Source organism: Aeromonas sp. HMWF017, from assembly GCF_003061465.1.
Lineage (GTDB): Bacteria > Pseudomonadota > Gammaproteobacteria > Enterobacterales > Aeromonadaceae > Aeromonas > Aeromonas veronii.
Window position 1 is genome coordinate 46,343 of the sequence record NZ_QAJD01000175.1, and the last position, 24,165, is coordinate 70,507.

The following is a 24,165-nucleotide window of genomic DNA, read 5'->3' on the forward strand; positions in this document are numbered from 1 at the left end:
ACAAGCCTGAATCCTTGCCCGCACACCACATGGTGGGGGCTAACAGGGCGGACAGCAGTCCGCCCTCTCATCAACCTATTAGTAACCGCTGGTGTTGGCCGGCTTGTCGCCATGCCCCAAAGTGGCCAGCAGACTAGCCAGCAGGCTGGATGCACCAAAGCGGAAGGTACGGGCGGACACCCAGTCGTTGCCGAGGATCTCTTCGGCCATGGCCAGGTACTGACCGGCAACGGCTGCGTCTTTCACGCCACCAGCTGGCTTGAAGCCGACTTTCGGATTCTTGGCCTTGATCACTTCCATCATGATCCGCGCCGCTTCCAGGGTCGCATTGACCGGCACCTTGCCGGTGGAGGTCTTGATGAAGTCGGCACCGGCATCGATACAGATCTCGGAAGCGCGACGGATCAGCGCCTCTTCTTTCAGCTCGCCGGTTTCGATGATCACTTTCAGCAGCACGTTGGCACCGCAGGCCTCTTTACAGGCTTTGACCAGATCAAAACCGATCTGTTCATTGCCAGCCATGAAGGCGCGATACGGGAACACCACGTCCACTTCGTCAGCACCGTAAGCGACAGCGGCACGGGTCTCGGCCACGGCGATCTCGATGTCGTCGTTGCCGTGCGGGAAGTTGGTCACGGTCGCAATGCGTACGTCGGCAGCGCCGATCTCACGCAGGGTCTTGCGAGCGATAGGGATAAAACGGGGGTAGATGCAGACAGCGGCGGTCAGACCGGCCGGTGACTTGGCCTTATGGCACAGGTCGATCACCTTCTGATCGGTGTCGTCATCGTTCAGGGTGGTCAGGTCCATCAGGTTCAGGGCGCGCTGAGCGGCCACTTTCAGGTCAGTCATTCTGTTCTCCAAAGTCTCGATTTAATCCAGATAACCGGGCACCACCATACCATCCAGCGATGGATGCACAGGCAGTAATCCCCAGCTATACGGGAATGGAATTACAGTGCGAATGCACCGGCACTATCGGGATGCTATTCAAAACACCCTGCAGGCACTGCGACTGTAAATAAGGCAAGAGCCCTGTCACTTTCTTACAAAAGTGCGGACTTGGTTCCATGAAGACTTGAGAAAGGCCGACAGCATCTGACCCAACTTCCCAATCAATTCCATTTGACCGCCAACACCCGATTTCATCGAGTATTAGTCATTGCCAGCACCCTGCTGGCAACGCCTATTTCAGCCGAGATACCCCCTGTTTGCAAGCCGGATTTGCCAATTTCAGAGGTACCTCACATCTGGCAAATCCAGGTCTAAAAAAGCCTTACGAAAAGAAACGAGTCAGGATCCAGGAGTAGGCCAATCCCCCCAGATAGACCCCGACGATCCCCATTACCCCGGACAAAACGGGAGGCGCAGGGATCGGCAATTTGAGGAAAGAAAACAACAAACCAACTATAAAGCCGGCCACCATCGCCAGTAGCACTTCATTCATATAACCTCCGATTTGACTCATTTTATTATTAGTTTAGATAGGAAAACGGTTGTCACCGCTCCATACGCGAACGCCACGGCAGATGCCGTGGCGTTCGTGTTTATACCCTGTCAGTCAGGCGGCGATTACATGCCGGACAGTGCCAGGAAGAAGCCTGCGATAGTGGCAGACATCAGGTTGGACAGAGAGCCAGCCAGTACGGCTTTCAGACCAAAGCGTGCAATGGTACCGCGGCGGTTCGGCGCCATGGACCCCAGACCACCCAGCAGGATGGCAACAGAGGAGAGGTTGGCAAAACCACACAGCGCGAAGGAGATGATCGCCTTGGTGTGATCGGACATGGCCACACCGTTGATCAGCACTTCGTCTTTCAGGTACGGAGCGAAGTTCAGGTAAGCCACGAATTCGTTCACTACCAGCTTCTGACCGATGAAGGAACCGGCAACCACTGCTTCATTCCAGGGCACACCGATCAGGAAGGCCAGCGGGGAGAAGATCCAGCCCAGCAGCAGTTCCAGAGAGAGTTGCGGATAACCGAACCAGCCACCCACACCGGAGAAGATGCCGTTGATCATGGCAATCAGACCGATGAAGGCCAGCAGCATGGCGCCGACGTTCAGGGCCAGTTGCATACCGGCAGAGGCACCAGCAGCAGCAGCGTCAATGACGTTGGCAGGCTTGTCATCCAGCTCGGCATCGGCAGAGCTTTCGTCGTAGTTCGGGGTCTCGGTTTCGGGAACCAGCAGCTTGGCGAACAGCAGACCACCCGGTGCAGCCATGAAGGAGGCAGCAATCAGGTACTCCATCTTCACGCCCATGGAGGCGTAACCGGCCAGTACGGAACCGGCAACGGAAGCCAGACCACCACACATGACGGCGAACAGCTCGGAGTCAGTCATCTTGGCGATGTAAGGACGAACCACCAGCGGCGCTTCGGTCTGACCGACGAAGATGTTGGCAGTTGCAGACAGGGATTCGGTGCGGGAAGTACCCAGTACTTTCTGCAGACCGCCGCCCAGCAACTTGATGACCATCTGCATGATGCCCAGGTAGTAGAGCACTGCAATCAGGGAAGAGAAGAAGATGATGACCGGCAGAACACGGAAGGCAAAGACAAAGCCGCCGCCACCAAACACTTCAAACATCTTGTTGCTGACCAGACCGCCAAACAGGAAGTCGATCCCGTTCTGGCCGTAGCTGATCACGCTGGATACCGCGTCGGATACGCCGACCAGGATATCGCGACCAACCGGAACATAGAGTACAAACGCCCCCAGACCGGCTTGAATTGCGAACGCACCGACAACGGTACGAACGTTGATTGCCTTGCGATTGCTGGAGAACAGCACCGCGATAAGGACGAGCGTCGCCATCCCTACCAGACCCATGAACAAATTCATTATTATCTTCCTCTAGTAGCACCTGGCTTGTTAGCGAGTTGTTATTAAACCCAACTAATCAAGGGGAGCGCATTATACTAATTAAAGTCCGATAAAATAGAATGCTGGTCACATTTTATCGTTATCAAAATGTCCAAGTGTCACAAAATTAGACAGCAAACGATTTTTACGCTCATTTTTTTTCCTGACAACTAAATCAGGTGTTGCGAATTTGTTTCATGGCTATTGGTCGTGATGGAAAATATGCCGGGCAGTTTCAAATAACACCTTGGCAACATCTGCCGATGGTTCATCCCGCAATGTCATCATTATTTCCGCTATTTTCGGCAGCGCTTCCGGTGTATTTCGGGAGCCTTGTGCGCCTTGCAACGGCATATCTGGCGAATCGGTTTCCAGCACCAGAGCCTCGAGCGGCATAGCCCGAAATACCTCTCGCGTCTTGTTCGCCCGCTCAAAACTGATTACCCCGCCCACCCCGAGTCGAAAGCCCAGTTGCCAGAAAGCCTCCGCCTGCTGCAACGAACCGCTGAAAGCATGGATCACCCCACCACGAGGCGGCTTGAAGCGGCGCAACAGCTTGGCCACAGTGTCATTGGCACGCACCGAGTGGATCATAAGGGGAAGCCCGGCATCAACAGCCAGCCGGACCTGAGCCTCAAACAGCGCAAGCTGCCCCTCCTGCGGCACGTGAGAACGGAGGTCAAGCCCGCACTCGCCAATGGCCACCAGCCCTGCAGGCTGGCTCATCACCAACGCTCGCAACCGTTCCATCACCCCCTCACGCTGTTCACCGGCATACCAGGGATGAACGCCCAGACCATAAAAGAGGCCGTCATGTTGCTCTGCCAGTGCCATCACACGAGTCCAGTTATCTTCTGCGATGGCAGGAATGATATACTCCGTCACCCCCAATGCCCGGCAACGGGCCAGCAGTGCCTCCCTGTCCTGATCAAACACCGGAAAGTCGAGATGGCAATGGGTATCTATCAGCTGCATATCACTCACACCTGTTTGCGGTATTTAAATGGGTCATTGAACATGATGAACAACAGAAACAACGGCTTTACCCTGATTGAACTGGTGCTGGTGATCATAGTGCTGGGGATCCTGGCCGTCACCGCCCTGCCCCGCTTTATCAATATCAAGGATGATGCCCTGAAAAGCACGGTCTCGGCGACCGCAGGCAGCTTTGCCAGCGCGGTACAGCTGGCTAATGCAGGATGGGCGGTAGCCACACAAGGACAAGCACTCGCTCTATATAATCTGGGAAGCTTTGGCGCCAAGAATATGGACATCAATCTCTATGGCTGGCCGGTGGGCTCTGAAGAGGGCAGCGGAAAAGGCATAAACGAGACGTATGACCTGAGCAAACTGCCATCAGACTATATTTCTATTTCTGGAAATGATGACTGCAAGCTTGTCTTCAAGGAGTTACTCGAAACTGAATACACGGTTGCAGCCAGCAATGAAAACCAAGCTCTGCGCGACAAAGCAGACTACATATCTACAGTCAGCAGCAATTACAAAACCGACGAGCATGGTCAAACCCATAGGAATTGCACCTATATTCTTCGCGATTCTATCGGCCGCTTCCCGGATCACCCCAACGGCCTCGGCTTCGAGTACAACAGTGTTACCGGTGCCGTGACCCGCAATTTTGATTGAGCTCAGCCTCTTCTGTGCAAGCTCGCTCTTTGCTTGAATCATCATCATAACGAACCGGCGTGCAGCAGCGCCGGTTTTCCTGGGTGAGCCCCCACTCCTCGCACCACGCGTCGTAACGGGCCAGCCAACGCAGCAATACCCCTTTCATCGTCACACCTCCGCCAACAGGTTCAGGTCAAAAACCATCCTAATCAGAGTCAGCAAGGGGAGCAAGTCATCCCCATGACCGCGATCGGGCGGAATAAAAAAGAGCCGGTCAGCATGGCTGACCGGCTCTTTTAACATTCCCTGAAGAGGTTATCCGATGAGCGACAGCTCATCAGCCTCACAGACTCTTCAGCTTCTCTTCCGGCAGGGCCAGCTCGTCGTTGTGGTTGACGCCGATACCGCGCTCCAGCACATGACGGGCGATGGCGTGCGCCTCTTCCAGCGAGTGCATGCTGTAGGTGCCGCACTGATACTCGTTCAGCTCGGGGATCTTGGCCTGATCCTGCACGGTCAGCACGTCGCTCATGGCCGCCTGCCAGGCTGCGCCAACACGGGCTTCGTCCGGCGCGCCGATCAGGCTCATGTAGAAACCAGTACGGCAACCCATGGGGGAGATGTCGATGATCTCCACGCCGTTGCCGTTCAGGTGATCACGCATAAATCCGGCGAACAGGTGCTCCAGCGTATGGATACCGCGCTCGGAGAGGATCTCCTGATTCGGCACACAGAAACGCAGATCGAACACGGTAATGGTGTCCTTGTTCGGGGTCTGCATGGTCTTGGCCACACGCACCGCTGGCGCTTCCATACGGGTGTGGTCAACGGTAAAACTGTCCAATAACGGCATTTCTGACTCCTGATTTGGTTACCAGAACCAGCCCCCGCGGGAGAGCTGATCCTTGCATTGACGGTACTGGGCGCCGTAGCGCTGGGCGCGAGCTTCCACCTTGCGAGAGGTCTTCATCAACCACCCCTTGCTGCGATAGCTGCCACGCCGGTAGCCACCCCACCCTTCGTGATAGTTGAGGTACTGGCCATAGGCATCCCACTTGGAGGTGCCATTTAGCCGCTGGGCTTTGTTAGTGTACCAACCCATGAAATCGATGGCGTCGGCAAAGTCATCGCGATCGCTCCAGCTGTTGCCGGTTTCCCGCTGGTAATCCGCCCAAGTTTCATCTTTGACCTGAGCATAACCATAAGCCGAACTGGCCCGCCCGGTCGGGATGAAGAGGAAATACTGCATCGGCGGCTGGGCATCATGTACGTAAGAGGACTCCTGATACATCATGGCCATCACCACATGGATCGGCGTCCCCCACTTCTCATTCATCTTGAGCGCGGCCTTGTGCCACTCGGGTTTCTCCCGAAAAATCTGGCACAGATTCTCCGGCTGAGCCGGTGGACGGGTACTGCAAGCAGTCAGGCCCGCCAACAGGCTGGCGACTACCACGAAGCGCATCCACCCCATCAAATGAGGTCGCGCTTCACGCCTCTGGTCAGGTAAAGAGATAGCCAAGGTCAGATCGCGTCTTCATTCTCTTCGCCGGTACGGATACGAATGACACGCTCCACCTCGCAGACGAAGATCTTGCCATCACCAATCTTGCCGGTGCGGGCGGTGTTCTGGATCGCTTCCAGACAGGCATCGAGATCCTCGTCCTGCACCACCAGCTCCACCTTCACTTTCGGCAGGAAATCGACCATATATTCGGCGCCGCGATAGAGCTCGGTATGGCCCTTCTGGCGGCCGAAGCCTTTGACTTCGGATACGGTCATGCCGTTGATGCCGATCTCGGCCAGGGCCTCGCGCACATCGTCCAGCTTGAACGGTTTGATGATGGCTTCAATCTTCTTCATGGTGACTCCTTACCAGTTCTGTTTACCGAACCCGGATGTAATGGGGTAACGGCGATCCTTACCAAAGTTGCGAGCCGTGATGCGGGGCCCGACCGCCGCCTGACGGCGCTTGTATTCGTTGAGATCCACCAGCCGGATCACCTTGCGCACCACCGCTTCCTCGAAGCCTTCTGCCACCATATCGGCGACCGAAGCATCCTCTTCCACATAACGCTTGAGGATCGCATCGAGGATATCGTAGGGGGGCAGACTGTCCTGATCCACCTGATCCGGCGCCAGTTCCGCTGAAGGGGGGCGGTCGATAACCCGCTGCGGGATCACATAGTCGACCGAGTTGCGATATTCGCACAACTTGAAGACCAGCGTCTTGGGCACATCTTTCAGCACGTCGAAGCCACCAGCCATGTCACCGTACAGCGTGGCATAGCCAACAGCCATTTCACTCTTGTTGCCAGTGGTCAGCACGATACGACGACGCTTGTTGGAGAGCGCCATCAGCAGCACGCCGCGGCAGCGGGCCTGCAGGTTCTCTTCGGTCGTATCGCGAGCGGTACCTTCAAACAACGGCGCCAGCTGGGTCATAAACCCTTCGAACATCGGCTCGATGGAGATGATGTTGAACTCCACCCCCATCCGCTCGGCCTGCTCCTTGGCATCTTCCACACTCATCTGGGCTGTGTAGCGGAACGGCATCATCACCGCCTGCACTTTGTCGGCGCCGATGGCATCGGCAGCGATGGCCAGGGTCAGTGCCGAGTCAATGCCGCCGGATAGGCCCAGCACGGCGCCGTGGAAGCCGTTCTTGGTGACATAGTCGCGCACAGCCAGCACCAGCGCCTGATAGGTCTCGACCAGCGGCTCCAGCGGCGCAGCGGGTTCCCGCTCCTTCACCGGCTGGCCATCGGCAAAACGTACCAGCGCCAGCTCTTCGGCAAACGGGGCCAGCTTGTGGGTCAGCTCGCCCTGGCTGTTGAACACCTTGGAGCAGCCGTCGAAAATCAGCTCATCCTGACCACATACCTGATTGAGGTAGACCAACGGCAGATCGGTCTGATCGCAGCGCTCAGTCATCAGTTCGCGGCGGATCCAGGGTTTCTCTTGATCGTAGGGCGACGCATTGATGGTGAGCAGCAGCTCGGCCCCCGCCGCCTTGGCGGCCAGCGCCGGGCCCGGCTGCCACAAATCTTCGCAGATGAGCAGCCCCAGCTGGTGACCACGGAACGGCACCACGCAGGTCTCGGTCGCCGCGGTGAAGTAGCGCTTCTCGTCAAATACCCCGTAGTTGGGCAAGTCCTGCTTGAAGTAACGGGCAATCAGCTTGCCCTGCTCATACAGTGAAGCCGCGTTGTAGAGCGCCTCCCCTTCACGCCAGGGATGCCCCACCAAAATGGCACAGTTGCCCTGCCATTCGGCAACACGAGCCAACGCGGCTTCGACCCGCATCATCAGATCGGCGCGCAGCAGCAGATCTTCCGGTGGATAGCCGGTCAGGGCCAGCTCGGAGCAGACCAGCAGATCGGCACCTTGCTGCTCGGCCTGAGCCGCCGCAGCGAGCACTTTGTCAGTGTTATCTTCGATGGCGCCTACCGTCAGATTCAACTGGGCAAGCATCAGAGAGAGGGCTTTTGCCATGGCGATGCATCTTGAATTCGAAAATGATGGGGAATGATAAAGAAAAGGGGGGCAATCTGCCAGTTCAAGACAGGCGTAACCGTGTGACAGCAACCAACGGGAAGGATAAGCTGTACATAGTCACGGAACGACAGGCCTTCGCAGATATGAAAAACGCCGGATTTACCCTGATGGAGTTGATGATAGCCATTGCGCTGGGTGTCATTCTGTTGGGGATTGGTATTCCTTCCCTCTCTAACCTGCTTGGCAGCAATAATTTGGCGACCCAGGAAAAGAGCCTGCTAAACCACTTAAACTATGCGAGACAACAGGCAATATCTAACCAACAAACGGTTACTCTCTGCCTGACCACTATCAATAATTCTGTAGAGGAGTGTGTTACTGCCAATCAAAGTGGAGCGACCCGGCAGATCGCTTTTATCGATACTAATAGCGATCAGAAGCTCAATGGCAGCGAAACAACTCTGACGGCAAGTCCCGAGTTTCCTGCAGAACTGGCCATTTCTGCAGATGCACAGGCGCTGCGCTTCACCCCAGATGGCACCATTACGTCTGACAGCGAGGTCATCTTTTCACTCTGTGTAAGCGGCGAAAAGGGCGTTCAGATTGAAGTTATGCCTGCCGGACGTGCCCATAGCCAAGCAAGTGGTGCTGTATGTCCATGACCAGCGTTAACTACAGCGAAACACACATGAGCACAAAAGGATCCATTTCAATCCAGTAGCTATGCTTAGAGTCTCCTTTGAGCAAGGACTCATACGCTATGGCACGAAATGGATTTACCCTGCTTGAGTTTTTGATATCGGCAAGCCTGACAACCATCCTGCTGACTGTGGGACTACCGTCATTGGCAAATTTGCTAACATCCACTGACAGCGACATCTACACCAGAAACCTGCAGGACCACCTGATCTTCGGTCAACGGCAAGCCATCACACAGCAGCAACCCGTCACAGCATGTCTTGCCATGCCGGTCAGAAACTCCACAAAAGAAGGCTGTGTACTCGCAAATCAAACCGGCGCCCAGCGCATGCTTGTCTTTATCGACATCAATCAGGATCGCCAATTCGATATTACAAATGGCGATATCTTGTTATCAGCAACAGAACCCTTTCTTGAAAAACATACCGTGACGGCCAATCGACAATTTGTGCGCTTTAGTCCAGATGGCACTGCGATTGGCACCAACATGACACTCAGGTTCTGTATCGACCAGGTGCCCCGAGTCGATATCATCGTTTCCCCATCCGGCAGAAGCAGAAGCGAAAAAAAGGGGCTGAGTTGTTCTTAGCCCCTTTACCCTACTCAATAACCAACGTTATCTGGGTTGGATTTCATCTTGTTTTTTTGCATTAGCCAGCGAAAAGGTGGCCGCCAAAGGAACGCACTCGATTACCTCTGTCACAAGATGCACCACCCCATCAATCTCATAACCTTTCTGTTTAAACACCCTGACAAGATTTGCCTTGCTCGTATCAACAACCGGTTGCTGCAACACCATCTGTATGCCACCTTCCAGAGTGACATAACATTTTATGTCTTCCGTTTGGGCATGAACCAACAAGGGCAAGCCCACACACCAGAGCAGCATGCGTTTCATCCCTGTTCTCCTTCATAGAGATAGATTTTCTTGGGAGACATATCCATTTTTGCCTCTTCCGCACCTTGTGAGCATTCTCCTTCACCGGTACAGCGCTCAGGCTCTCCCTTCCCATCATCTTTGAGGATGACCTCCTTACCCGGAGCACCACCTATAATCCTGATCCGGCCATCATCCCCACCATGAATAACCAGATCATCAGCAACCTTATTTTGCACCTCTACGTAACGCTGAATAACTTCCTGATTGTTGCTATCCAGTACATATTTGAAAGAAGTGCCATAGTGCATATCAATCATATATTGGCGCATGGCACCGATCGATTGAATCGTACATTGTTGGAAGTCCTGTACCTGAGGCAGGAAGGAGGTGAAATAAAGCTTGCCTTGCAACACCAAACCAGCCCCCATTGATTTTTCACCGCTTTCATTGAGCCAGAATTTCCATCCCAACTTGCTGGTCAACGCCTTGGTGGTGTTTACGATCTGCTCTTCATTCAAACCCGTAAAGGGATCGCTGGTCACATCGTAGAGATCGTTCAGTGTGATACTTGATGGCACCGCTGGTTCAGACGTTGCCCCAAACAAGGTTGGATTAACATTGTAGTCACGTAGCATCACATACACATTTTGGGTTGTCGCCTCCGAGGAGGGGCGGTTTCTATCACCACTGCCTATCAATACGGCATCAAACGGACGCTCGCTGTAAAGATAATTTGTCCCATCATACTTCCAACCTTTATTGATGGTGCGCACCAATACGGGCTGGGTAAAGAAACGGCGATCATCTTCCAGCTTCTTGGCAGTTCCACTTAAATGTGCATTTCCCAAACTGGCAAACTTGATGGCCGTCCATTTGGATTTTTCTGTCCCCTTCATGTCGATGCGCCAGATCTGACCGCCGGTATCACCCGCATAAACTCGGTCAGATACACCATCTCCATCGCTGTCCAGCACAGAAACAGCGCCTGGCATGCTATAAACCATGCCTGCAACCTGTTTGTTGGTTGCACTGGCCGCATCCGGGGTAAAGCTGAACAACAGCGTGCCGGCCTCAGCATCCACGATATAAATACCCAACCCTTCACTGTCTTCAGCCCCCTGGCCCAAATAGCTCTTGGCCTGATCATAACCTCCAGAGAATATCAGGACTGGCTTATAGGTTTTTTTACCATTGGTTTCTGTGTAATGACCGGGAATAAACGCAACCTCGGGGATCGACCAGGTCTCGCCTAGTTTGCTGAAACCGGCGCTGTTTTTATCCAACCGCCACATCAGCGAAGGGGAGTCCGGATTGGATATATTCAACGCATAATAGGCCTTGCCACCACCCCGCAGCCCGGTAAATAACCACACCTTGTCACCTTGTGACGACTTGATATGACCATCTTTGACTTGCTCATTGACCAGCACAGTGGGCGATGAATCTACACCATATAGATGAGCCGATGAATCCAGGTTTTCTCGCAGCGCTTTCTGATTGGCAATAAATTGATAGGGCATAACGGCCCAGCTTTCATCAACCGTGGTGACGCTGTCTTTAAACATATGCAAGAAGCCGGCATTACTTCCCATCACAATGCGCAAGTCAGGTGTACATGTAGTCTGTCCTGTCGACGTTGTACAACCGTAGTTGATCACTAATGGCCGTGAATGCAACGGGTCACCAAGAATATGCTCCCGATTATCTGTTCTATCACCATCCTGATTCTCATCAAACGCATCAATCCCCTTGGTCCAATTAAGCAGGTCATCCATGCTATCAGCACTATCAAGCTTCATGACAGTGCGTAGCTGCGTCGCCCCGCCTGCCATGCCCTCAAGAGCAGACTTGCTAAAGGGAGCTAATGCATTAGTGGAGGGGGGAATAACATAAAGATTGCGATTGGTCTTAGCTGCCAGCATCTCCTGTACCCCACCCTCGGCAACGTTATTACCATCACTAGTGGATGACCAATAGGTTTTAGCTGACTTGAGGATGGTTCCATCACCAGCGATAGCAGGCAAGCCTGTTTGATCAACCACGTAACCTTTCTCCGGCGCAAGAACCAGTTTCTTCAGGTTACCCTTCCATCTCGGTCCTGCTCCGGGTTCAAACATGGCGTAGTAGATATTATTAAGGCTGCGAGTTCGGTCAAAGTTATTAGTGGCTATGGCAGGAGAGACCAGCGAGGTATTCATCTTCAAGATAGCCAGCAATGATGACTTTAACGCTTCGTTAAGTTGGGTTGCATCGGTGGCGGGATAATATTTTCCTTTACCACGACGGGCGGTTTCAGCCAATAGAACGCCAGCCCCCTTAATTGCATCATCCCCAAACCCAACGGTAAAGGTTGTGACAGTTTGTGTACCTGCAGCTGATGTATTGACATCTTTATGACTCATATAACCCGCAAGTGCAGCAAGGTAGCTTGTTTCTTTTCCTGTGCCATAAGGAACTGGATCTTTATCTGTGCTAATTGCTGGCTCATAATCTTTAAGCAACCCTTTCACCAACTCATCAGCAGCTTTATCATTTGTTGGAGCACCATCAGTCATATATATAATATAACCGTTACTGGAACACTTATCATATGGAGATTTGTAAATACCTGCAGACGACTCTGAATTTGGATCACGTTTTGGATTTCGATCAGAATCATCATCCCCAAAATAAACACCCGCGCCACCAAAATAACGGTAGGCCTCATACAAGGTTTCGCACAAGGGCGTCCATGTCTCCGCCGAAAGGCTATTTGACTTGTCAATGAGATCCTGTGCGCCTGTTTTGCCGCCAGCCAAGATAGCGTCATTACCCATAATGTGCCTAATGATACGACCACCATTTTTATTGGTACTGCTGTTGCCATCATTTTGGTTAAACACCGCAAGGCCAAAATCTACCGCTGGCGTAGATCGAACCAACTCCCTCAGCGCCTGTTTGGCTACATTTAGTCTCGATGTGGTAATGGTGGAAGGTGCATAATACCAACGTAAATAGTTTGCGGTATATATGGTCAGCACTTCTGTCCCACCCGTATTCGGGGCGACAGGAGTAGCACTATCAACCCATGGCATATTAATATTAGTGTTGTTTGATCTATTTACAGGGTAACCTTTAGTAGTTCCTGAGACAGACTGATATGAGCCGGTAAAGCCGCTATTATCATTGTTTTTTGCTGAAATGTCCTGTTGACAATCCACTATATTGGTTGTGTTGGACGCATAGTTCTTCAATGGCTTCCACTCCCCTTTCTTTTTAGCTCCAGTGCCAGACACCTCATAATTCCAATAGACAGATGAGAATAGTCCAATTTGGTTAAGAGGCTCCCGAGATGTGGCACAAGCATTTTTACTCGTTGAGAACCGTCTGGTATTGTTACTATCTAACGTTTGAGGGGGAGTTCCATTTGTTGAGTAATAGAGAAAACTGTTACTCCCATCATCATATGTCAATCTTGGATAAGGAAATTCAGGGTCATACTCTTCCTTTCCTAGCAAAGTTGTTTCGCCCATACTGCCTGAGTTATCGAATATAAATAGAACCTTTGGCCGAAAATCCCCGGCTTTGGCAAAGTCATAAATAAACAACTCGGTATCATCGGAATAACCAGTACCTACCGCCAAAGATGCCCCTGATACTCCGTAACACAATACCAGCAAGCTTGTAAACAAACAGTTCCTTATGTTCATTACGGGCTCCCTAATTGGCACTGAGCAGGGGCTGTTCTACCCCGGCGGTAAAGGTCATTTGGCTATTCACCTTGCCATAAGCACTGGATGTGGTGGCTTCAGCATAACGACAAGCTGGTGTTACATTCTGGCTACTGGCTTCAAATTTACGTTTGCATACACTTTCTGTATTGACTGTCAGGGTTGTAGCTGGAGTAGTAGTACCTATTGCAGCTGAAACCCCAATAGCCTGTGTAGCAATTTGTGTTGAAAGAGAAGTATCGCTCAATGCAGACTCCAGAGTACCTTCAACTTCGTGCTCCGCTCGTTGCAAACTGGCACTAGAACCCGCCATCTTCAGACTCATACCACTGGATTGCATGACGACTACCGCAATCAGAGTCAAGGGAACCAGAATAACCAGTGCAACAATCAATGCTATACCCTGGTTTTTTTTAACCAATCTCATGTTCCACCTCGGGTGGTTATTTGTTGATTGCGTAATGCAATACTGCTTTCCAAGAGCAGACGGCGATAACCATCACCACCACCATTAACCGTAATATTACCGAGTTGATAGCTATTGTTATTCTTATAGCGACTTGATTCCCGAGCGGCTCTAATCAGTAAGAAAAGCCGAGCCCCCAATACTCGCCCCTCATTCCAGCGCTGTGTTGTCATTTGGTCCGTTGACATATATCTGTCTATGCGTCCATCAGGGATCAAGGAATCGTCAACACCATACATCAGCACCATATGTTCAACGCCCTCAGCCATAGCGCCACCAATCAGAGCAGAGCCACCATTGACGGTCAAATAGCGCTTGCGTAAAACAGGAATACCATCTTCTTGTGATAGGTAATAAATGTAGTGCTGGTATTCCCAGATCTGGCTCTCATTATTGGCACCAAAGAGTGGTCTGGTTTCGCTTCCCTTGATGACTCTCGCCTCCTGACTATTGGTTGCCATATAAAAGCGGTTTGTATCCAATCCCTCTGATGCTGGTATAGGACGCCCTACCAGTCGCTTGATACTGATTACATCGGAGTTTGCCACTCGATCGTTGGCATCAATACAAGTAAAACCACTCAATCCTTTGCTTGCGGAGACCCGTGAAACCCACAGTCCGCGAATTGGCCCAAGAGGTGATGGCAAACTACCGACAGTGCGCTCATCCAGACAATCGCTACTGGCAGGAACAATGCTGTCAGCACTGAGGCTCAGAGAAGAACCAACTTGTGTTGACTGACCAGTATAAGCTCCAAAAAAGCCAGCCCATTTGATATCCTGGCTAACCAACCGAATGGCCAATCGACCATTTTCCTGTAATTCACTTTGATCAAAGGCATCTTGAGAGCTGGAGCGAGACATCACAAAAACAGTGAATACCCCTGCCAACAAAAATAGACCGAGCAGCATAGCGACCAGCCACTCTACCAGCGTGAAACCGCGAGAATTCATAAAGTCGTCGTCAGAATAAACTGGCGCCTCGAAAGATTATTTGCTGTCGAGAGTTGACACTCATTGATCAGCGTTGCTGCGGCGGCAGCAGCCCCCCCATCAGATATCTCTTGCTTGCCAGCCCAGAATATCCCGACAGCCAATACATTATTGGCCCGCCGCACCACGCAACCTATCGGTGAATTCAAGGAAGATGCAGCCCCCGACACACTGGCCCCAAGCAAGGCTTGTTGCCAGTAGTGAAGGTCGGCGTTACGTAAATCTGCAGCACTGCACGCGCTAATTGTGCCATCTGCTGCTGCGCATGTCGGGCGTGGCAAGTTAGCAGCAAGATTAACGGTCACTGCACCGGATGCGGTCCAGCTATCGCGATTTATCCGTACTCGTTCGACCATATCGTTAGCCAGCCAGCTGGCAATAGTGCGCTGGCGAGCTTCATAACTGGCAAATTTTGAATGGGTTTGCAAAGCAACCAGACCAAGCAGCCCCAGCGACAGGATGACTGCGGTGATCATCACCTCCAACAGGCTAAATCCCTTCTCATGTGATGAGACATGAATGGCCATGGCTATTCCCAACAACTATTGCTAGCTGCACCAGAAGCACTTTTGACGCCCAACTGATTAATGGAAAACACCGTGCAATCGGTATCTTTGGCTTGGGCTGTCGTCGCGCCAGCACTGGCTGACAAGGTGTAGGTGTTGCCTGATACGGCAATGGATAATTGATACAGACCATTCTCAGATGCACTACTGATACCAAGAGCAGCAGCAGAGGATGCATACTGATTGAAATCCATAAAATAGGTTTCTTGCCGATTGGCTGCATTGAGCAGCATGGCCTTGGCTTCGACACGATGACTGGTCAGCACATATTGCTGATAGGCGGGATAAGCGATGGTGCCAAGAATCGCCACGATGGCGATGACAATCATCAACTCAATAAGAGAAAAGCCACGAAAGTATCCAATCATATCCCATCCTTGGTGACAGACTGCTTCATAAGTTTAACGCCGAGCCTGTCCCATGAACAAACCCGGCGTCATTATCAACACACTTTATTCTTAAGCCTTCCTGGCTGCACTCAAATTATTCTAAGTTCGGGAGGAACCTCAAAGACTACGTTCTCTTCACGGCCAGGATGCTCGGCGACCACCTTGCCACCCAGCTCCCGCAGGCGGGCAATCACGTTTTGCACCAGCACCTCGGGTGCAGAAGCACCAGCGGTGACGCCGATCGCCTTCACGCCTTCCAGCCAGCTCGCCTCAATCATCGACGCATCGTCGATAAGATAGGCTCTGGCGCCCACCTTCTCGGCCAGCTCGCGCAGACGGTTGGAGTTGGAGGAGTTGCGAGACCCCACCACCAGCATAGCGTCCACCAGCCCAGCCATTTCCCGCACCGCATCCTGACGGTTCTGGGTGGCGTAGCAGATATCGTCCTTGCGCGGCCCCTGGATCTTGGGAAAGTGCTTGCGCAGCGCATCGATCACGTCAGAGGTCTCATCCACGCTCAGGGTGGTCTGGGTAACGAAGCAGAGATCATCCGGATTCTTCACCTGGAGCTTGGCCACATCTTCCGGTGTCTCCACCAGATACATGCCGCCTTCGCGATTCTCGTATTGCCCCATGGTCCCGATCACCTCGGGGTGGCCAGCATGACCGATAAGCACAGCTTCGGAGCCCTTGCGACTGGCGCGATGGACTTCCATGTGAACCTTGGTCACCAGCGGACAGGTGGCATCAAATACCTTGAGGGCGCGGGACTTGGCCATCTCACGCACTGTTTTGGCCACGCCGTGAGCAGAGAAGATGACGATGCTGTCATCCGGCACCTCGTCCAGCTCCTCGACGAAGACAGCGCCCGCATCTTTCAACTTGTTCACCACATACCGGTTATGCACCACTTCGTGGCGGACATAGATGGGGGCACCGAACTTCTCCAGCGCGCTCTCGACAATACTGATGGCGCGATCGACACCGGCGCAAAAACCGCGAGGGTTAGCGAGCAGAATATCCATTAATGCACCTTCTCCTCATCATCAACGCCCAGGATCTCCACCTCGAAGGTGACGGTATGACCGGCCAGCGGGTGGTTGAAATCGACCGTGACCGACATCCCGGCTACCGCCCGGATAATGCCCGGCAGCTCGCTGCCATTGGGCTGATCGAACAGGATGATGGTGCCGACTTTTGGCTCCACATCGGCGCCAAATTTGGCACGGTCGAGATGGTAGATGTTGTCGGGGTTGGAGAGGCCAAAGGCCTCTTCCGGCGCCAGAGTAAAACTCTTGCTCTCCCCTTCGCTCAGCCCCAACAGGCATTGCTCGAAGGTGGGGGTCAGGCTGCCATCGCCCATCCGCAGGCGGGCCGGTTTGCCGTGCAGCGCCGTGCTGTCGGCAACCGAGCCATCTTCCAGCTTGATGGAGAAGTGGAACAGCACGCTGCTGTTAGCGGTGATCTGCTGGCTCATGCCTGCTCCTTTTTCTCACCACGGAAACCGTCCAGCACAATCATGGCGGCCCCGATAAAGATAAAGCTGTCGGCCAGATTGAATGCCGGCCAATGCGCACGCTGCCAGTAGAAGTCGAGAAAATCGACCACATGGCCCAACACCAGTCGATCAAAGACGTTGCCGAGGGCGCCGCCGATGATGAGTGAATAGGCGATACCGCTCCAACGCTGGGCCACCGACTGCTTGCGTAGCCAGTGGATCAGCAATCCACAAATGGCAAAAGCCAGCACCGCGAAGAACCAGCGCTGCCAGCCCCCCTGATCAGCCAGGAAGCTGAATGCGGCACCCTTGTTGTAGACGTGAACCAGATTGAAGAAGGGGGTGATCTCCACCCCCGGGTAACCAAATGGCAGCAACTTGACCACGGCGAGCTTGCTCGCCTGGTCCAGTACAAAGGCCAGCACTGCCAGCCACAGCCAACGCAGGCCGCTTTTATGTTGAGTCATGTTCATCAGGCAAATTGACGAGTTTCGCCGTCACCCTCAACGTTGGTCACACAGCGACCACAGATCTCTTCGTGACCCGCGATGGTGCCCACATCTTCCACATGGTGCCAGCAGCGGTCGCACTTGGCGGCGGCAGACTGGGCCACGCTCAGCCACAGGTCATCACGCTCGGTCGCCACAGAGCCTTCCGGCGCAGTGTCAGCCACCACCACCTTGGCTTTGGAGGTGAGCAGCACGAAGCGCAGCTCATCAGCCAGGGCATTCAGGCGTGCAGCCAGCTCCGGCTTGGCGAACAGGGTCAGTTCGGCCTGCAGGGAACCGCCGATACGCTTCTCGCCACGGGCCAGTTCCAGTGCTTTGTTCACTTCACCACGCACGGTGAGGATCTCGGCCCAGAACTCGTCGTTGAGGGATTCACCCGCTTCCAGCCCGAACAGGCCGTCGTACCACTCTTCGGTGAAGACGAACTCGCCGCGCTCACCCGGCAGCAGTGCCCAGATTTCATCGGCGGTGAAGCTCATGATCGGCGCCATCCAGCGCACCATGGCCTCGGCAATGTGATAGAGGGCGGTCTGGCAGGAGCGACGGGCCAGGCTGTCAGCCTTGGCGGTGTACTGGCGATCCTTGATGACATCCAGATAGAAGGAGCCCATCTCGATGGAGCAGAACTGCATCAGCTTCTGAGTTACGCCGTGGAAGTTGTACTCATCGAATGCCGCCATGATCTCGGCCTGTACCGCTTTGGCACGACCCACAGCCCAGCGATCCACCACCACCATGTCGGCAGGTGCCACCATGTCGGTCGCCGGATTGAAGCCGTTCAGGTTGGCCAGCAGGAAGCGGGCAGTGTTGCGAATACGACGATAAGCATCGGCAGAGCGCTTGAGGATCTCGTCGGAGACAGTCATCTCGCCGGTGTAGTCAGTGCTCGCTACCCACAGACGCAGGATGTCGGCACCCAGCTTGTTCATCACGTCCTGCGGGCTCACCACGTTGCCGATGGACTTGGACATCTTGCGACCCTGACCATCCACAGTGAAGCCGTGAGTCAGCACCTGGTTATAGGGAGCCTTGTCTTTCATGGCCACACCGATCATCAGGGAGGACATGAACCAGCCACGGTGCTGGTCAGAACCTTCCAGATACATGTCGGCCGGCTTGCCGTTGAACTCGGGACGGGCATCAACCACGGAAGCGTGGGTAGAACCGGAGTCGAACCAGACGTCCAGAGTGTCAGGCACCTTGTCGTACATGTCGGCATCGGCACCCAGCAGCTCGGTCTTGTCGAGATCCCACCATGCCTGAATGCCGGACTGCTCGACCCGCTTGGCGACCTCGTGCATCAGGCGCACGGATTCCGGATGCAGTTCCTGGGTCTCTTTGTGGACGAACAGGGAGATGGGCACACCCCAGGTACGCTGACGGGAGATACACCAGTCAGGACGGTTCTCGACCATCGCCTGAATGCGGTTTTTACCCCAGGCCGGTACCCAGCCACTCTGGCCTTGCTGGGCAATGCCGTCCTTCTCGATGCGCTCGATCTCTTCCAGTGCGCGCTTGCGCAGACCCTTCTGCTCCATGCTGATGAACCACTGTGGAGTAGCACGGAAGATGATCGGGGTCTTGTGACGCCAGCAGTGCGGATAGGAGTGGTTGAACACCTTGTGATGCAGCAGGGCGCCGCGCTCGGTCAGCACTTCGATCACGGAGGCATTGGCCTTGAACACATGCTGGCCGGCAAACAGTTCGGTATCCGGCAGGTAAACACCGTTGCTGCCAACCGGGTTGGCCACTTCCAAACCGTACTTCTGACCGACCACGAAGTCTTCCTGACCGTGGCCAGGGGCGGTGTGAACGGCACCGGTACCGGCATCCAGGGTGACGTGGTCACCCAGTACCACAGGTACATCGAAGCTGTAGAAGGGGTGGTTGAAGCGCAGCAGCTCGAGCGCGGCACCCTTGGCATAGCCCAGATTGTGGAACTTCTCGATACCGGCGCGATCCATGACGTCCTTGACCAGCTCTGCGGCCAGGATCAGACGCTCGGGATGCTCACCTTCAACCTGCACCAGTGCGTAATCCAGATCGGCGTGCATGGCGATGGCGCGGTTGGCGGGCAGGGTCCACGGAGTGGTGGTCCAGATCACCGCAGAGATCGGGCCCTTGCCGGTGTGGCCTTCGGCGCAGTCAAACTTGGCGGCAACGGTCGCCTCATCAACGGCCTTGAAGCGCACATCGATGGAGGGGGAGTTTTTGTCGTAGTACTCCACTTCGGCTTCAGCCAGCGCGGAGCCACAATCGGTACACCAGTGCACCGGCTTGGAGCCTTTGTGCAAGTGGCCGTTTTCAACGATCTTGGCCATGGAGCGGATGATGTTGGCTTCGGTGCCAAAATCCATGGTCAGGTAGGGGTGTTCCCAGTCACCCAGCACACCCAGACGGATGAAGTCGGTCTTCTGCGCTTCGATCTGGGTCTTGGCGTATTTGCGGCACTCGGCGCGGAATTCGGCAGCGGAAACCTTCTCACCCGGCTTGCCAACCATGCCTTCCACTTTCAGTTCGATAGGCAGACCGTGGCAATCCCAACCCGGCACATAGGGGGAATCGAAACCGGAGAGGCCCTTGGACTTGATGATGATGTCTTTGAGGATCTTGTTGACCGAGTGACCGATGTGAATGTTGCCGTTCGCATAGGGGGGGCCATCATGCAGAATGAAAGAAGGCTTGCCCGCTTTGGCGCGGCGAATAGCGCCGTAGAGATCCTGATCGTACCAACGTTTCAGCATGTTGGGTTCGCGCTTGGCCAGATCGCCACGCATCGGAAACTCGGTTTCCGGAAGATTCAGGGTGTGTTTATAGTCGCTCATCAGTCCTGGGTTCCCTTCTTTTCTAAAAGAGTGCTGGGTAAATTGAATTGTGGCAGCCCGAACCAGGCTCGGGCCACCAGGGCATCTCGTTCGATCTGCTCTTTCAAGGCAGTGAAAGAGGCAAACTTCTGCTCTTCGCGCAGCTTGTGGCGAAGCAGCACCTTGACCTGTTGACCATATAGATCACCAGAAAAATCAAATAGATGTACTTCCAATCTGGCTTGTGTACCGCTCAAGGTCGGCCGTACACCCACATTGGCTACACCGGGGAAGGTCTTGCCGGAACATATCACTTCCACCGCAAACACGCCACCGACCGGGGTCACCTGGCGCTTGAGGGCCAGATTGGCGGTGGGAAAACCTATGGTGCGCCCCAACTTGTCGCCGTGGGCCACCCGGCCGCTGATGGTATAGGGACGGCCAAGCATCAGCTCCACTTCCGCCATCCGGCCCGCCTTGAGGGCTTCACGCACCAGGGTGCTGCTGACCCGCTGCCGTTCAAGTTGGAAGCTCTGGGTACTGATCACCTCGAAGCCGAAGCGATGACCCGCCTCCTCCAGCAGGTGGAAGTCCCCTTCCCGCCCCTTGCCGAAGCGAAAATCATCGCCGACCACCAGATAGCGCACTCCGAGCTTCTCCACCAGCAACTGCTCGATGAATGTCGAGGCCGCCTGCTCGGCAAAGCGGTGGCTGAAGCGCACACAGAGCATGCGGTCGATATGCAGCCCCTGCAGCGCTTCATACTTCTCCCGCAACCGGCTCAGCCGGGCGGGCGCAGCGGTGCCGGCAAACAGCTCCAGCGGCTGCGGCTCAAACAGCATGACGCAGGCGGGCAATCCCAGCTGGGCCGCTTTCTCCTTGAGACGTGCCAATACCGCATGGTGACCCTGATGAACCCCATCAAAGTTGCCAATGGTTAATACACATCCCCGGTGACGGGGCTTGAGATTGTGAATGCCGCGAATAAGCTCCATCAGTGCCTTGTGCGTTGCTGCCATGGAAATCGGCGGATTATATATCAGGCAGCAGGCAGGGTCAGCCCTCATAGCCTGATTTCAACTATCCGGGCCCAATCCCGCCCATCTGCGGCGCCATGAGGCACTATCCCCATGGCGCTGCAGGATCACGACTACTGCTGCCCCGATTTAAGGTGACGCGGCCGAATACCCAGCAGCAGCAACACCACGGCATAGACCGCAGCCCCCAGCGACAGCAGCATGGTCAGCTGCAAACTGGCCTTACCCATGCTCCACGCCCCCCACTGGGCCAATTCTGGCGACAGATAGGCGAGCACGCCCCCCATCAGCACGCTGGCGACCAGCAGCTTGAGGCAGAACACGCCAGTATGGCGGGAGGGACGATAGACGCTCTGCTGGTACAACCCCTTGAACAGCAAGGCCGCATTCAGAGTGCCCGAGCAGGCGGTCGAGAGCGCCAGACCCACGTAACCGAGCGGGTAGATGAAGATGAGGTTGCAGACCATGTTGGCAATCATCGACATCACCCCGATCCGCACCGGCGTCTTGGTGTCCTGACGGGCGTAGTAACCGGGCGCCAGTACCTTGATCAGCATCAGGGAGAGCAGACCGGTAGTGGAGGCTAGCAGGCTGGCGCTCGACATGCTCACTTCATGCAGGCCAAATTCGCCGCGCATGAATAGCACTCGCAAAATGGGCTCGCGCATGACCGCAATGCCTATCATGGCGGGCAGGCCGAGCAGCATCACCATCCGCACCCCCCAATCCATGGTGCGGGAGAAGTCCGCCGGATCGGCATCCACATGCTTCTTCGCCAGCGCTGGCAGGATCACGGTACTGATGGCCACCGCAAACAGCCCGAGGGGGAACTCCAGCAGGCGATCCGAGTAGTAGAGATAGCTGATGGCACCGGTCGCCAGGAAAGAAGCCAGCATGGTGTTGACCAGCAGGTTGATCTGGCTGACCGAGACCCCGAACAGGGCCGGGATCATCAGGGTGCGGATCTTCACCACCCCAGGGTGATTCCATCCCCACTTGGGCCATACCAGCATGTTGATTTGGCGCAAAAAGGGGTACTGGAACAAAAACTGCACCAAACCGCCCAAAAAGACACCAATCGCCAGCGAGATCTCAGGTTTGTCCATCAGCGGTGCAATCCACCAGGCCGCCGCAATCATGGTGATGTTGAGAAACACCGGCGTAAACGACGAGACCGCAAAGCGGCCGAAGGTGTTGAGGATGGCCCCCGCCATGGCGGTAAAGGTGATGAACCAGAGGTAAGGGAATGTGATTTTGAGCATCAGACTGGCGAGCTCGAACTTCTCGGCCGCAGGGCCGCCATGCAGCCAGTCCCAGAACCAGCCCCAGCCAAACAGCGCGGTCAGCACACCCGACCCCAGCACACCGAGCAGGGTGACCACCGTCACTATCCCCCCCAGCGTGCCCGCAACCGCCGCCAGCAATTCACGCACTTCCCCCTCGTCGCCATTTTTCTTGTACTCCGTCATCACGGGAACAAAGGCCTGGTTGAAGGCACCTTCGGCGAACAGGCGACGCAGAAAGTTGGGAATGCGATTGGCAAAAAAGAAGACGTCGGCGGCCACCCCGGCACCGAGCAGATTTGCGATGACCACATCGCGAACCAAGCCCATTACGCGGGATGCCAGCGTCATTCCGGACACTATCATGCCGGATTTGATCAATTTCTTACTCAAGACGAGGCCTCTGGAACTGTCAGAATGAAAAGAATGCTGCTAGAATCGGCCGACAGTTTAACCGTCTCCCTACTGACACACCACCGGGAGGCGGTGTTTATTTGCACAAATCATTTGACAATATGTGGTTGGAAGGGCATATTTCCGGGCCTTTTCAATACACTCGCTAAGACAGTTTTAGGAGTTTTACCTTGGCTAACATCAAATCTGCTAAGAAGCGCGCTCTTCAGTCAGAAAAACGCCGTCAGCACAACGCCAGCCGTCGTTCCATGACCCGTACCTACCTGAAGAAAGTCATTGCTGCTATCGCCTCTGGCGACAAAGCTGCTGCGACTGCCGCTTTCGCTGTTGCTCAGCCGATCATGGATCGTATGGCGACCAAAGGCCTGATCCACAAGAACAAAGCAGCTCGTCACAAGAGCCGCCTGTCTGCCCAGATCAAAGCTATGGCTTAATCAGCGTCTGCTGATCAAAGCTGAAAAAACCGGCCTTAGTGCCGGTTTTTTATTTATCTGCGCTGCAATAAAGTCGATGTAGCAAACTGATCATTTCACGCACCTCATGGCTGCGCAGCGAATAGTAGACCGTCTGAGCCTCTTTGCGCGTCGTCACCAGCTCATCCCGCCGCAACAGCGCCAGGTGCTGTGACAAGGCCGACTGACTCAATCCCAATCGCTCGTTGAGCTCCCCCACTGACAGTTCGCGCTCCAGCAACTGGCACAGAATAAACAGCCGCCGTTCGTTGGCCAGCGCCTTGAGCAAGGCCACCGCTTTACTCGCATTGGCTTCCATCTCTTCAAGTTGCATCACATCTCTCCTCTACCACTTATCGCCGATGATACGTGGTGACGGGTCGTTTTAAAACGACAGGGTGGCCGGCTGGATGGCGGAAAAATTCTCCTGCCCGGAAAAGAGAAAGGTAAAATCGCTCTCACAGACCCGCTTCA

The 24,165-nt window shown here is 54.5% G+C and carries 25 protein-coding genes; 4 read left to right on the top strand and 21 right to left on the bottom strand.

Features of this window, described 5'->3' with window-relative positions; genetic code table 11:
• Positions 1–78: 78 nt before the first annotated feature.
• From deoC to DBR30_RS19650, 4 genes are all read right to left on the bottom strand, one after another.
• Positions 79–852: a deoxyribose-phosphate aldolase gene (gene deoC, locus DBR30_RS19635; protein ID WP_108541628.1), complete on the bottom strand. Its 774-nt coding sequence runs from the start codon at positions 850–852 to the stop codon at positions 79–81.
• A 424-nt stretch (positions 853–1,276) separates the two neighbouring features.
• On the bottom strand, positions 1,277–1,447 hold the full coding sequence (locus tag DBR30_RS19640) for a XapX domain-containing protein (protein WP_005340467.1): 171 nt from the start codon (positions 1,445–1,447) through the stop codon (positions 1,277–1,279).
• A 125-nt stretch (positions 1,448–1,572) separates the two neighbouring features.
• Positions 1,573–2,847, bottom strand: a complete 1,275-nt coding sequence (locus DBR30_RS19645) for a NupC/NupG family nucleoside CNT transporter (protein WP_005340466.1) — start codon at positions 2,845–2,847, stop codon at positions 1,573–1,575.
• A gap of 222 nt (positions 2,848–3,069) precedes the next feature.
• Complete coding sequence (locus DBR30_RS19650) at positions 3,070–3,843, bottom strand: TatD family hydrolase (protein WP_101317912.1); 774 nt, start codon at positions 3,841–3,843, stop codon at positions 3,070–3,072.
• Positions 3,844–3,885: 42 nt separating this feature from the next.
• On the opposite strand from DBR30_RS19650, the gene DBR30_RS19655 reads away from it, so the two are divergent.
• The gene (locus tag DBR30_RS19655) at positions 3,886–4,512 is read left to right on the top strand and encodes a type II secretion system protein (RefSeq protein WP_108541573.1); all 627 of its coding nucleotides are present in this window, start codon (positions 3,886–3,888) and stop codon (positions 4,510–4,512) included.
• 325 nt (positions 4,513–4,837) lie between these two features.
• Here DBR30_RS19655 and luxS read toward each other — a convergent pair whose 3' ends face one another.
• Genes luxS through DBR30_RS19680 form a run of 4 tightly spaced genes read right to left on the bottom strand, consistent with a single transcriptional unit; the run spans position 4,838 to position 7,989 of the window.
• Positions 4,838–5,347 carry an S-ribosylhomocysteine lyase gene (gene luxS / locus DBR30_RS19665; RefSeq protein ID WP_005340462.1) on the bottom strand — a complete coding sequence of 170 codons (510 nt, stop codon included), beginning with the start codon at positions 5,345–5,347 and terminating at the stop codon, positions 4,838–4,840.
• An 18-nt stretch (positions 5,348–5,365) separates the two neighbouring features.
• Positions 5,366–5,959, bottom strand: coding sequence for a transglycosylase SLT domain-containing protein (locus tag DBR30_RS19670; protein ID WP_013724120.1), 594 nt, complete (start codon positions 5,957–5,959; stop codon positions 5,366–5,368).
• Between the two features lie 59 nt (positions 5,960–6,018).
• Positions 6,019–6,357: a nitrogen regulatory protein P-II gene (gene glnB, locus DBR30_RS19675; protein WP_005308848.1), complete on the bottom strand. Its 339-nt coding sequence runs from the start codon at positions 6,355–6,357 to the stop codon at positions 6,019–6,021.
• Between the two features lie 9 nt (positions 6,358–6,366).
• On the bottom strand, positions 6,367–7,989 hold the full coding sequence (locus DBR30_RS19680; protein WP_108541572.1) for an NAD+ synthase: 1,623 nt from the start codon (positions 7,987–7,989) through the stop codon (positions 6,367–6,369).
• An 11-nt stretch (positions 7,990–8,000) separates the two neighbouring features.
• On the opposite strand from DBR30_RS19680, the gene DBR30_RS19685 reads away from it, so the two are divergent.
• Positions 8,001–8,654, top strand: a complete 654-nt coding sequence (locus DBR30_RS19685) for a GspH/FimT family pseudopilin (protein ID WP_258224518.1) — start codon at positions 8,001–8,003, stop codon at positions 8,652–8,654.
• A gap of 98 nt (positions 8,655–8,752) precedes the next feature.
• The gene (locus DBR30_RS19690; protein ID WP_108541571.1) at positions 8,753–9,280 is read left to right on the top strand and encodes a GspH/FimT family pseudopilin; all 528 of its coding nucleotides are present in this window, start codon (positions 8,753–8,755) and stop codon (positions 9,278–9,280) included.
• Positions 9,281–9,307: 27 nt separating this feature from the next.
• Here the strand turns inward: DBR30_RS19690 and tapY2 are convergent, their stop codons facing one another.
• From tapY2 to murJ, 12 genes are all read right to left on the bottom strand, one after another.
• Positions 9,308–9,589: a type IVa secretion system protein TapY2 gene (gene tapY2, locus DBR30_RS19695; protein ID WP_108541570.1), complete on the bottom strand. Its 282-nt coding sequence runs from the start codon at positions 9,587–9,589 to the stop codon at positions 9,308–9,310.
• On the bottom strand, positions 9,586–13,260 hold the full coding sequence (locus DBR30_RS19700) for a pilus assembly protein (RefSeq protein ID WP_108541569.1): 3,675 nt from the start codon (positions 13,258–13,260) through the stop codon (positions 9,586–9,588). Before DBR30_RS19700 ends, tapY2 begins: the two co-directional genes overlap by 4 nt.
• Before the next feature lie 10 nt (positions 13,261–13,270).
• Positions 13,271–13,708, bottom strand: a complete 438-nt coding sequence (tppD, locus tag DBR30_RS19705) for a type IVa pilus pseudopilin TppD (protein ID WP_108541568.1) — start codon at positions 13,706–13,708, stop codon at positions 13,271–13,273.
• Positions 13,705–14,700: a PilW family protein gene (locus DBR30_RS19710; protein ID WP_108541567.1), complete on the bottom strand. Its 996-nt coding sequence runs from the start codon at positions 14,698–14,700 to the stop codon at positions 13,705–13,707. Before DBR30_RS19710 ends, tppD begins: the two co-directional genes overlap by 4 nt.
• A complete protein-coding gene (pilV, locus tag DBR30_RS19715; RefSeq protein ID WP_108541566.1) occupies positions 14,697–15,266 on the bottom strand; it encodes a type IV pilus modification protein PilV in 570 nt (189 codons plus the stop codon). Before pilV ends, DBR30_RS19710 begins: the two co-directional genes overlap by 4 nt.
• Positions 15,267–15,268: 2 nt before the next feature.
• Positions 15,269–15,673 carry a type IV pilin protein gene (locus DBR30_RS19720; RefSeq protein WP_013724124.1) on the bottom strand — a complete coding sequence of 135 codons (405 nt, stop codon included), beginning with the start codon at positions 15,671–15,673 and terminating at the stop codon, positions 15,269–15,271.
• Between the two features lie 110 nt (positions 15,674–15,783).
• Positions 15,784–16,719: a 4-hydroxy-3-methylbut-2-enyl diphosphate reductase gene (ispH, locus tag DBR30_RS19725; protein ID WP_019445576.1), complete on the bottom strand. Its 936-nt coding sequence runs from the start codon at positions 16,717–16,719 to the stop codon at positions 15,784–15,786.
• Positions 16,719–17,171, bottom strand: a complete 453-nt coding sequence (gene fkpB, locus DBR30_RS19730; protein ID WP_005341354.1) for an FKBP-type peptidyl-prolyl cis-trans isomerase — start codon at positions 17,169–17,171, stop codon at positions 16,719–16,721. Before fkpB ends, ispH begins: the two co-directional genes overlap by 1 nt.
• Positions 17,168–17,665 carry a signal peptidase II gene (gene lspA, locus DBR30_RS19735; protein ID WP_019445577.1) on the bottom strand — a complete coding sequence of 166 codons (498 nt, stop codon included), beginning with the start codon at positions 17,663–17,665 and terminating at the stop codon, positions 17,168–17,170. Before lspA ends, fkpB begins: the two co-directional genes overlap by 4 nt.
• The gene (ileS, locus tag DBR30_RS19740; protein WP_108541565.1) at positions 17,665–20,526 is read right to left on the bottom strand and encodes an isoleucine--tRNA ligase; all 2,862 of its coding nucleotides are present in this window, start codon (positions 20,524–20,526) and stop codon (positions 17,665–17,667) included. The genes lspA and ileS overlap by 1 nt, the downstream gene beginning before the upstream one ends.
• A complete protein-coding gene (gene ribF / locus DBR30_RS19745; protein WP_108541564.1) occupies positions 20,526–21,500 on the bottom strand; it encodes a bifunctional riboflavin kinase/FAD synthetase in 975 nt (324 codons plus the stop codon). Before ribF ends, ileS begins: the two co-directional genes overlap by 1 nt.
• A 155-nt stretch (positions 21,501–21,655) precedes the next feature.
• Positions 21,656–23,218 (bottom strand): murein biosynthesis integral membrane protein MurJ, encoded by a 1,563-nt coding sequence (gene murJ, locus DBR30_RS19750; protein WP_108541563.1) that lies wholly within the window; start codon positions 23,216–23,218, stop codon positions 21,656–21,658.
• 191 nt (positions 23,219–23,409) lie between these two features.
• Here murJ and rpsT point away from each other — a divergent pair, with 191 nt between their 5' ends.
• Positions 23,410–23,673, top strand: a complete 264-nt coding sequence (gene rpsT / locus DBR30_RS19755) for a 30S ribosomal protein S20 (protein ID WP_005308808.1) — start codon at positions 23,410–23,412, stop codon at positions 23,671–23,673.
• A 49-nt stretch (positions 23,674–23,722) separates the two neighbouring features.
• On the opposite strand, the gene DBR30_RS19760 is transcribed toward rpsT, so the two are convergent.
• Complete coding sequence (locus DBR30_RS19760) at positions 23,723–24,025, bottom strand: ArsR/SmtB family transcription factor (RefSeq protein ID WP_013724128.1); 303 nt, start codon at positions 24,023–24,025, stop codon at positions 23,723–23,725.
• Positions 24,026–24,165 lie beyond the last annotated feature (140 nt).

Excerpts from the sequence above, each read along its gene's own strand:
- deoC (WP_108541628.1), bottom strand. The coding sequence starts at position 852 with ATGACTGACCTGAAAGTGGCCGCTCAGCGCGCCCTGAACCTGATGGAC.
- DBR30_RS19640 (WP_005340467.1), bottom strand. The coding sequence starts at position 1,447 with ATGAATGAAGTGCTACTGGCGATGGTGGCCGGCTTTATAGTTGGTTTG.
- DBR30_RS19645 (WP_005340466.1), bottom strand. The coding sequence starts at position 2,847 with ATGAATTTGTTCATGGGTCTGGTAGGGATGGCGACGCTCGTCCTTATC.
- DBR30_RS19650 (WP_101317912.1), bottom strand. The coding sequence starts at position 3,843 with ATGCAGCTGATAGATACCCATTGCCATCTCGACTTTCCGGTGTTTGAT.
- DBR30_RS19655 (WP_108541573.1), top strand. The coding sequence starts at position 3,886 with ATGATGAACAACAGAAACAACGGCTTTACCCTGATTGAACTGGTGCTG.
- luxS (WP_005340462.1), bottom strand. The coding sequence starts at position 5,347 with ATGCCGTTATTGGACAGTTTTACCGTTGACCACACCCGTATGGAAGCG.
- DBR30_RS19670 (WP_013724120.1), bottom strand. The coding sequence starts at position 5,959 with ATGCGCTTCGTGGTAGTCGCCAGCCTGTTGGCGGGCCTGACTGCTTGC.
- glnB (WP_005308848.1), bottom strand. The coding sequence starts at position 6,357 with ATGAAGAAGATTGAAGCCATCATCAAACCGTTCAAGCTGGACGATGTG.
- DBR30_RS19680 (WP_108541572.1), bottom strand. The coding sequence starts at position 7,989 with ATGGCAAAAGCCCTCTCTCTGATGCTTGCCCAGTTGAATCTGACGGTA.
- DBR30_RS19690 (WP_108541571.1), top strand. The coding sequence starts at position 8,753 with ATGGCACGAAATGGATTTACCCTGCTTGAGTTTTTGATATCGGCAAGC.
- tapY2 (WP_108541570.1), bottom strand. The coding sequence starts at position 9,589 with ATGAAACGCATGCTGCTCTGGTGTGTGGGCTTGCCCTTGTTGGTTCAT.
- DBR30_RS19700 (WP_108541569.1), bottom strand. The coding sequence starts at position 13,260 with ATGAACATAAGGAACTGTTTGTTTACAAGCTTGCTGGTATTGTGTTAC.
- tppD (WP_108541568.1), bottom strand. The coding sequence starts at position 13,708 with ATGAGATTGGTTAAAAAAAACCAGGGTATAGCATTGATTGTTGCACTG.
- DBR30_RS19710 (WP_108541567.1), bottom strand. The coding sequence starts at position 14,700 with ATGAATTCTCGCGGTTTCACGCTGGTAGAGTGGCTGGTCGCTATGCTG.
- pilV (WP_108541566.1), bottom strand. The coding sequence starts at position 15,266 with ATGGCCATTCATGTCTCATCACATGAGAAGGGATTTAGCCTGTTGGAG.
- DBR30_RS19720 (WP_013724124.1), bottom strand. The coding sequence starts at position 15,673 with ATGATTGGATACTTTCGTGGCTTTTCTCTTATTGAGTTGATGATTGTC.
- ispH (WP_019445576.1), bottom strand. The coding sequence starts at position 16,719 with ATGGATATTCTGCTCGCTAACCCTCGCGGTTTTTGCGCCGGTGTCGAT.
- fkpB (WP_005341354.1), bottom strand. The coding sequence starts at position 17,171 with ATGAGCCAGCAGATCACCGCTAACAGCAGCGTGCTGTTCCACTTCTCC.
- lspA (WP_019445577.1), bottom strand. The coding sequence starts at position 17,665 with ATGAACATGACTCAACATAAAAGCGGCCTGCGTTGGCTGTGGCTGGCA.
- ileS (WP_108541565.1), bottom strand. The coding sequence starts at position 20,526 with ATGAGCGACTATAAACACACCCTGAATCTTCCGGAAACCGAGTTTCCG.
- ribF (WP_108541564.1), bottom strand. The coding sequence starts at position 21,500 with ATGGAGCTTATTCGCGGCATTCACAATCTCAAGCCCCGTCACCGGGGA.
- DBR30_RS19760 (WP_013724128.1), bottom strand. The coding sequence starts at position 24,025 with ATGCAACTTGAAGAGATGGAAGCCAATGCGAGTAAAGCGGTGGCCTTG.